The sequence below is a fragment of the Bradyrhizobium sp. UFLA06-24 genome (assembly GCF_054967145.1).
In genome coordinates this window covers 1-7951 of the sequence record NZ_JADFUE010000125.1, presented here as the reverse complement: position 1 = coordinate 7951, position 7951 = coordinate 1, and the positions used below count along the sequence as shown (strand labels likewise).

General features: G+C 57.4%; 5 protein-coding genes and 1 pseudogene. 4 read left to right on the top strand and 2 right to left on the bottom strand.

Annotated elements, in window-relative coordinates:
* Nucleotides 1-1003 precede the first annotated feature (1003 nt).
* The 4 genes and pseudogenes from panB to IF809_RS37380 all read left to right on the top strand — a co-directional run bounded on the left by panB (nucleotide 1004) and on the right by IF809_RS37380 (nucleotide 6336).
* A pseudogene (panB, locus tag IF809_RS37395) lies at nucleotides 1004-1890 on the top strand (3-methyl-2-oxobutanoate hydroxymethyltransferase).
* Between the two features lie 60 nt (nucleotides 1891-1950).
* A complete protein-coding gene (locus IF809_RS37390; RefSeq protein ID WP_244429706.1) occupies nucleotides 1951-2349 on the top strand; it encodes a pantoate--beta-alanine ligase in 399 nt (132 codons plus the stop codon).
* Nucleotides 2339-2440, top strand: coding sequence for a pantoate--beta-alanine ligase (locus IF809_RS37385; RefSeq protein WP_231166596.1), 102 nt, complete (start codon nucleotides 2339-2341; stop codon nucleotides 2438-2440). Before IF809_RS37390 ends, IF809_RS37385 begins: the two co-directional genes overlap by 11 nt.
* Before the next feature lie 779 nt (nucleotides 2441-3219).
* Nucleotides 3220-6336 (top strand): efflux RND transporter permease subunit, encoded by a 3117-nt coding sequence (locus tag IF809_RS37380; RefSeq protein WP_028153850.1) that lies wholly within the window; start codon nucleotides 3220-3222, stop codon nucleotides 6334-6336.
* A gap of 274 nt (nucleotides 6337-6610) precedes the next feature.
* Here IF809_RS37380 and fcl read toward each other — a convergent pair whose 3' ends face one another.
* Both fcl and IF809_RS37370 read right to left on the bottom strand, forming a co-directional pair.
* Nucleotides 6611-7618, bottom strand: a complete 1008-nt coding sequence (gene fcl, locus IF809_RS37375; protein WP_011084445.1) for a GDP-L-fucose synthase — start codon at nucleotides 7616-7618, stop codon at nucleotides 6611-6613.
* A partial coding sequence (locus IF809_RS37370; protein ID WP_462839993.1) for a GDP-mannose 4,6-dehydratase occupies nucleotides 7590-7951 on the bottom strand: 362 nt, incomplete at its 5' end. The genes fcl and IF809_RS37370, both read right to left, overlap by 29 nt.

Genomic DNA, 7951 nt, shown 5'->3' with positions numbered 1-7951 from the left:
CGGCATCGAGGTCATCCAAGTGCCGGAAAACCACGCCGCCTGATCGCCTCGTCACCCAAAATCCCGCATAGCTCTTCCGGCGGACCCGATCCGGGTCGGTATCAAAAAGCTCGGCAAGGTGACCATATAGGCCAGCGGTTAATGGACCGGACAGGACAGAGCAGCCTGCGGGGGAGGACTGCCGAGACGGACGCCTCGGTCTCAAGCACATCGGTACAAAACTCTATAGGAGCTCTTTACCGATCAATCGGCTCAGAAATACAATCTGTTGCATGCCGCCTTATGCTCACCTCGGTGGATTTAACACTGGAAAAAATCGATGCATCAAAAGTGCGCTGTAGAAGTAAACCCGATCGGTCCGACGCGACAGCCGGCCCGCGAATCGGCCGAAGCCGAACACGCCCGCAAGACCTACAGCAAGCGAAGGAAGCCTTCTGGCGTTGATGACGCAACCAAAAGGAATTTTCACCATCTGCGGGTGATTTCCGAGAGGGTCTTTCCTTTCTTCTTGGCGGGTCGACAGATTTCTTCCGCTCTCACAGGGAAGTCGCGGGTGCGCAAAACACTTGGCGAGAAAAGTAGTCGCTGCGAAGGATGTGCTGGAGGCCAATCTTCATTGTCGCGGTTCCGCCACCCTCGATCCACATCCTTATTTCGAAGTGGCCATTCCACCGATGGGCTTGTGGAGATATGGAACAAGAACTCCTATGGGCGACTTCGACCTATGTCATTCTCGCGCACGTGCCTCGCGATGGTGTGTTCTCAACGGCGCTGGTGCGCGGATCCACCAAGCCCATACGCAACTCACTTTTTGCCCTTTGTCCTTCTTGGACAGCGACGAAGAGCGGATTGACGCTGAAGAATTGTAGCAACCAGACTGCTGATCGCGTGGGATACTCGATCAACTCGAGCGCTGGGGATCGCTATAACTTTGCAATAGGCGGCGAGTTGGTTGAAGTTCAAAGCTTTGTCAGTTCGCAGCTAAAAATCGAACTGAGTTCAAATGAGTCGCGTTTCGGAGCAACCGGTCGACCGCATCACAATTCCCCTCCTGCAGCGGTGGAAGCAGGACGGCCGGCGTCTAGTCATGACGACTGCCTACGACGCGGTTGCGGCGCCTATCCCGGATCCTTCCATCGATATCAGTCTCGTCGGTGACAGCGGGGGTAACGTCTGCCTTGGATTCGAAAACACGCCTCCAGTAAGTGTTGCGATGATGAACCATCACCTCGAAGCCGCCGTACGCAGCAAACCGCGTGCCTTGCTCGTCGCCGATATGTCCTTTCTTAGCTTCCACGTCAGCGTTGAGGAGACCATACGAAATGCTGGCGGATTTCTGCAGCGAGGAGCAGCTGCGGCGAGACTCGAGGGCGGTGGCAAAAGAATCGAGATGGTGCATGCCATTGTCGATTGCGAGATTCCCGTGATGGGTCATCTCGGTCTTATTCCGCAGAGCGTTAATGTCATGGGCGGCTTCAAAGTGCAGGGCCGCAAAGTGGATGAAGCGCTGCGTTTGCTCGATGATGCTCATCGTCTGCAGGAGGCCAGCTGTTTCGCTTTGGTATTGGAGGGCACTCCGGCTGAGCTTACTGCTCGAGTAAGCGATTCCTTGACAATACCGACGATCGGAATCGGCTCGGGCCCAGACTGTTCAGAGCAGGTGCTCTGTTTCATGACGTGCTGGGCCAAACCGAAGGTCATCGCCCCAAATTCGTTCCCGCCTATACGGAAGGCTTTCAGCAGTTCCATGATGCGCTTTCGCGCGGGGCAGCGGATGTCCGCCGTGGCGCGTTCCCCGGCCCGCAAGAGTCCTATCGGCTTCCCGAAGGCGTTGGGGAGGCAATTGCCAACTGGGCGCCATCCACCTCAAATTATCACGAGCGTCGCTGAACTTCGCCGCACTCTCGCAAAATCCCGCAGTGCCAATCAAAGGGCCGGATTGTGCCGACGGTGGGCTATCTCCACGATGGCCACCTGGCGCTGATCGCAGCGAGCCAAGCAAAATGCGATGTGACCGTCGTCAGCATCTTCGTTAACCCCACTCAGTTCGGAGCAAATGAAGATCTCAGCACCTATCTGCGCGACTTCTTGCGCGATGAAGAACTGTGCCGGGATCTGGTGTTGCGATCCTCTTCGCGCCCGATGCACAGGAAGTCTATCCGAGCAATTTCGAAACCTTTGTTGGACCTGGCGACCTCGCGAAACCTCTATGCGGCGCTTTCAGGCCCGGACATTTTCGCGGTGTGGCGACTGTCGTCTGCAAGTTGTTCAACATGGTGCAGCCCCACGTCGCTTTTTTGGCCAGAAGGATGTTCATTAATGCGTAGTCGTGCGTCGCATGGTGGTTGATCTCAATGTCCCGATCGAGATCGTCACCGTACCGACGGTTCGTGAAAAGGATGGGCCCGCCATGAGTAGTCGCAATCGCTATCTCAGCTAGGAAGCGCGCAGCAGGCCCTTGCAATCAACCAGGGGCTGCCCGCGGCGCTCGATGATTTTCGGTCTGGAGAGTGCAACGTACAAAAGCTGATTGCGGCTGCCAAGGCATTTGGAGGCGGTTGACACATTGCAGTATCTTGACTTATCGACGGTGACACGCCCAAAACCGCCGATAGTCCACTGCGACTCCCCGCGGCGCTATGTACGGCCGCCTACGTTGGCTCAACGCGTCGGATCGACAAAGTGGTATTGGCGTTGCCAACTCGGTAGCGCAAGGCGTGGACAAGCCAGAGCGCAGCTTATTGAGCTGACAGAAACGCTCAAAGCACTGTTCCGAGAGGCATATCGAACTGGCAGCAGAGGGCAAGCCCCGAGACGGCTTTGTTCGGCGAGTTAGCGAAGCGATAGCGGGCGCGCACTGAATATGCGGGGCTAAGAATTTGTGTTTAGCAACTCCGCAAGTCTTGCGACGGTGATCAGCGGCGAACTCGATAAACCTTGGTATAGTGCTTTGCAGCCGATGCTATATCACTCACTTACCTTTGTAGAGTTGAGTACCGGTCAGGTCGTTTGTAATTCCGATGTCGAAGTGCGAAGCCTGAACTAATGCCCGGCTAGAAGTCGTTGCGTTCTAATCAACTATTCTTGTCGGGCCTTTCGCCGATAAACGCAAAAAGGGCACGAGCTCTACAGCGGGGGCTCTAGCACAGTCGCCGCATTGCTGACCATTGCCTTAAAGTTGGTGGCAGATTTACATCCCAATCCCGAATACGAGTTGACATGACATTTACCGCGCTTTTCATCAAACGTCCGGTATTGTCAATCGTCGTGAGTTTCCTGATCTTGCTGATCGGCTTGCGCGCCGCGGTCCTACTGCCGATCCGGCAATATCCGAAGCTAACCAATACGGTCATCAATATCACGACTGCCTATCCTGGCGCCTCGGCCGACATGATCCAGGGGTTCATCACCACTCCCCTGGAGCAAGCAGTCGCGTCCGCCGAAGGCGTCGACTACATCAGTTCCTCGTCTATGCTTGGTGTCTCGACTATTCAAGTTTACATCAAGCTGAACTTCAATCCAAACGAAGCGCTCACGGAGGTGCTCTCCAAGGTCAACTCAGTCAAATACCTGATCCCGAAGGAATCAAACGATCCAGTCGTCACGAAGTCGAGCGGTCAGACGAATGCTGTCATGTATATCGCTTTCTCCAGCGATGAGCTAGCGGCCAGTGCGATCACCGACTACCTCACGCGCGTCGTGCAACCGGTTATCTCAACCGTCGACGGCGTTTCAGCGGCTGACATCCTAGGCGGCCAGAGTTTTGCGATGCGGCTATGGCTAGACCCTGCGAAAATGGCTGGGCATGGCATATCGCCGGCTGAAGTTTCGGCTGCAATCGCAGCTAACAACTTCCAGGCTGCGGCAGGCCAGACCAAGGGCTATTTCACTATCTCCGATGTCACAGCAAATACGGATTTGCGGAGTGTTGACGATTTCAAGCGTATGATTGTCAAGGCGAATGACGGTGGCTTTGTGCGCATGGAAGACATTGCGGTAGTCGAACTTGCCGCGCAGATGACGGACACTACCGTCACGATGAACGGCGACCACGCGGTCTTTGTCGGCGTGCAAGCGAGCCCGGAAGGCAATCCGCTAAACATAGTGCGAGGCGTTCGGGCGCTGTTTCCTGAAATGGAGCGTAACCTGCCGCCGCCGCTGAAGATGAAAGTGGCCTACGACTCATCCAAGTTTATTCAATCATCGATCGACGAAGTGAAGAAGACGCTCATTGAGGCCGTCGTGGTTGTGGTCGTCGTGATCTTTCTTTTCCTGGCCTCGCTGCGGTCCGTCATCATTCCTGTGGTTACTATTCCGTTGTCTCTCGTTGGTGTCTGCAGCATGATGCTGGCGCTGGGGTTCTCATTCAACCTCCTGACGCTCCTTGCGATGGTTCTCGCGATCGGCCTCGTGGTCGACGACGCAATCGTGGTGGTGGAGAATATTCATCGCCATTTAGAAGAAGGAGCGGCTCCGCTACAGGCTGCTACAAGGGGCGCGCGCGAGATCGTCGGTCCGGTTATCTCCATGACGATTACCTTGGCTGCGGTATATGCCCCGATCGGATTCCTTGGCGGCCTCACCGGTGGCCTGTTCCGCGAATTCGCGTTCACGCTGGCAGGAGCGGTGATCGTGTCCGGTGTGGTCGCTTTGACGCTGTCGCCCATGATGTGCTCTCTCTTCCTGAGGCGCGCCAAGGGGGGACGATTTGCAAGGCTTGTGAACCGCGGGTTCAGTGCCGTAACACGATGGTACGGCCGCAAGCTCGACCGTTCGCTCGACTATCGCCCAATTACCGGCCTATTTGCGCTGACCATGTTGGGACTTGTCGGCTTTCTCTATATGCATATTTCCAAGGAACTAGCGCCGGAGGAGGATCAAGGTATCATATTCGCGCTAACTAAGGCGCCGAAATACGCCAATATCGACTACCTCGACTATTATGGCACCAAGCTTGAAAGCGCGTTGAAAAAAGTTCCAGAGACTGACTTGAGCTTCGTGTTCAATGGCATTGGCGGCCAGCAGAGTGGCATGGCCGGCATGTTGCTCAAGCCTTGGGACGAACGCAAGCGATCATCGATTGTACTAAAGTCGCTTGTTCAGGCCGAGCTATCCAAAATCGAAGGCATCAACGCGTTTGCCTTTAGCTTGCCTCCGCTGCCGGGCGGTTCTGGTGGCCTACCAGTCCAGATGGTGATCAATTCGACTCTTGGCTTTCAATCCATCCACGAGCAGATGTCAAAGTTGAAGGATGCCGCGCAGAAGAGCGGCCTCTTCATGGTGAGCGACTCCGACCTCGAGTTCAACCAGCCGGTGGTACGAATCAAGGTTGATCGATCGAAGGCTAACGAGCTTGGCATCACCATGCAGATCGTCGGTAACGCGCTCGCCACCTTACTTGGGGGAAATTACGTCAACCGCTTCAATCTGCAGGGCCGCTCCTACGAGGTGATCCCGCAGGTGCCGCGAGAGGAACGGCTAGTGCCGCAATCAATCGGAAGCTATTATGTGAAGACTGCGACGGGATCGATGCTTCCGCTGTCTACCGTAGTCTCCACCGAGACTGCGACCGATCCGAATGCGCTCACCCACTACAACCAGCTCAACTGCGCGACCTTTCAGGCCGTGCCGATGCCCGGCGTCACGATCGAACAGGCCGTGGATTTCCTAGAAGCCGAGGCGAAGAAACTGCCCCCAGGCTTCAGTTACGACTTCCTGGCCGACGCCCGCCAGTACGTGCACGAGGGTAATCAATTGGCGATTACCTTTGCATTTGCCCTCATCATCATATTCTTAGTGCTTTCGGCGCAGTTCGAAAGTCTGCGCGATCCGCTCATCATCATGATCAGCGTGCCGATGGCAATGGTCGGCGCCTTGATTCCGCCGTTCCTCGGCTGGGCGACCATGAACATCTACACCCAGGTTGGACTGTTGACACTGGTCGGGTTGATTTCAAAGCACGGCATCCTAATGGTTGAGTTCGCCAATGAGCTGCAGTTCAAGGAGAGATTTGACCGTCGCTCGGCTATAGAGATGGCGGCGCGTGTCCGACTGCGCCCAATCTTAATGACCACGGCGGCAATGGTCACGGGCTTCATACCCTTGTTGACGGCAACCGGAGCTGGCGCCGCGAGCCGGTTCTCGATCGGACTCGTTCTCGCCGCTGGCATGTCTGCGGGCACGCTGATCACGCTATTCGTGCTCCCGGCGGTCTATGTCGCGATCGCGTCCGATCACCGTGGTAATGGGGGTGTCGTCCGCGCGAACCTCGCCGAGCGCGACTTCACCAGCGCTGCTGATGCCGAGGTAACAAAGCATGACCATCAAATCATCTAGGTTTGCTAGTGTGACGCGCGAAGGAGCTTAGGACCACTTCACGGTTCTTTACACATCGAGAACTTCGCGTGCTTGGTGCCAAACTGGGCGCATCTTTTCGGCGGTTAACAGTCGGAGATCCGCTGCTGCCGCCCCAGGTTAAAGCGGCGCCGGGTATTCACGGAGACCTGACGCCCAAGCTCGACCAAAGGAGAATCGGTGCTCTCTTGATCAAAAAGGAGGGCTGACAGATCATCGCAAGGCTCAGCCCCTTCGGAACATTGCTCGATATGATCTAGCCGGTGATGCAGGCTGCCTTGTCGAGAACGAGCAGATCACTCTGGAGCCGTCCGTCTCTCTCAGCGCAAAACACCCGGTATGCCAGCTGAATGCCTTCCGTGAGCGAGGTGGTGGCTCGCCAGCCGAGTCTGGACAGCCGACTAACATCCAGCAGCTTGCGCGGCGTTCCGTCCGGGCGCGACGTATCCAAGCTGATTTCACCGCGAAAGCCGACGGCGGCCGCGACCATCAGTGCTAAATCGGCGATGGTGATGTCCTCGCCGGTGCCGATATTGACCGGTTCCGGCGACGAATAGGTCTTCATCAGGTGCACGCAGGCATCCGCCATGTCGTCGACATAGAGGAACTCGCGCCGGGGCGTGCCGGTGCCCCACACGATGACGCGCTTCGCTCCCGAAACCTTCGCCTCGTGGAAGCGGCGGATCAGCGCGGCGACGACGTGGCTCAGCTCGGGGTGATAATTGTCGCCGGGGCCGTACAGATTGGTCGGCATCACGCTGATGAAGTCGCTGCCATACTGGCTGCGATAGGCCTCCGCCATCTTGATGCCGGCGATCTTGGCGATCGCATAGGGCTCGTTGGTCGGCTCCAGCGGACCGGTGAGCACGGAATCCTCGCGCAGCGGCTGCGGCGCCAGCTTCGGATAGATGCAGGACGAGCCCAGAAACATTAGCTTCTCGGCGCCGTTCTGATGCGCGGCCTGGATCACGTTCGCCGCAATCGCGATGTTGTCGTAGATGAACTCGGCGCGCAGCGTGTTGTTGGCGACGATGCCGCCGACCTTGGCCGCGGCGAGGAAGATCACTTGCGGCCGCGTCCTGGCGAACCAGTCGAACACGGCGGCCTGGTTGCAGAGATCGACCTCGCGCCGGTCGACCGTGACGAGCCGCACCTCCTCCCGTGCCAGCCGGCGCACCAGCGCGGCTCCGACCATGCCGCGATGGCCGGCGACGTAGACGCTCTTGCCCCTCAGCTCAAACGGTGCGTTTGCCACTGGCCGCATCCCGTTTTGTCTCCGCCAGATCGCTCGTCATCATCTCCTCGACGAGCTGGGCAAAGCTGCGCTTCGGCGTCCAGCCGAGCACCTCGCGCGCCTTGCTGGCGTCGCCGACGAGAAGATCGACCTCGGTCGGACGGAAATAGGTCGGATCGATCTTCACCACAATCTTGCCGCTCGTCTCGTCGACGCCGGTCTCCTCGACGCCCTTGCCGCGCCAGGCGATGCGACGGCCGACATGGGCAAAGGACAGCTCGACCATCTCGCGCACCGAGCGCATCTCGCCGGTGGCGAGCACGAAGTCGTCGGGTTTGTCGGCCTGCAGGATCTTGTGCATGC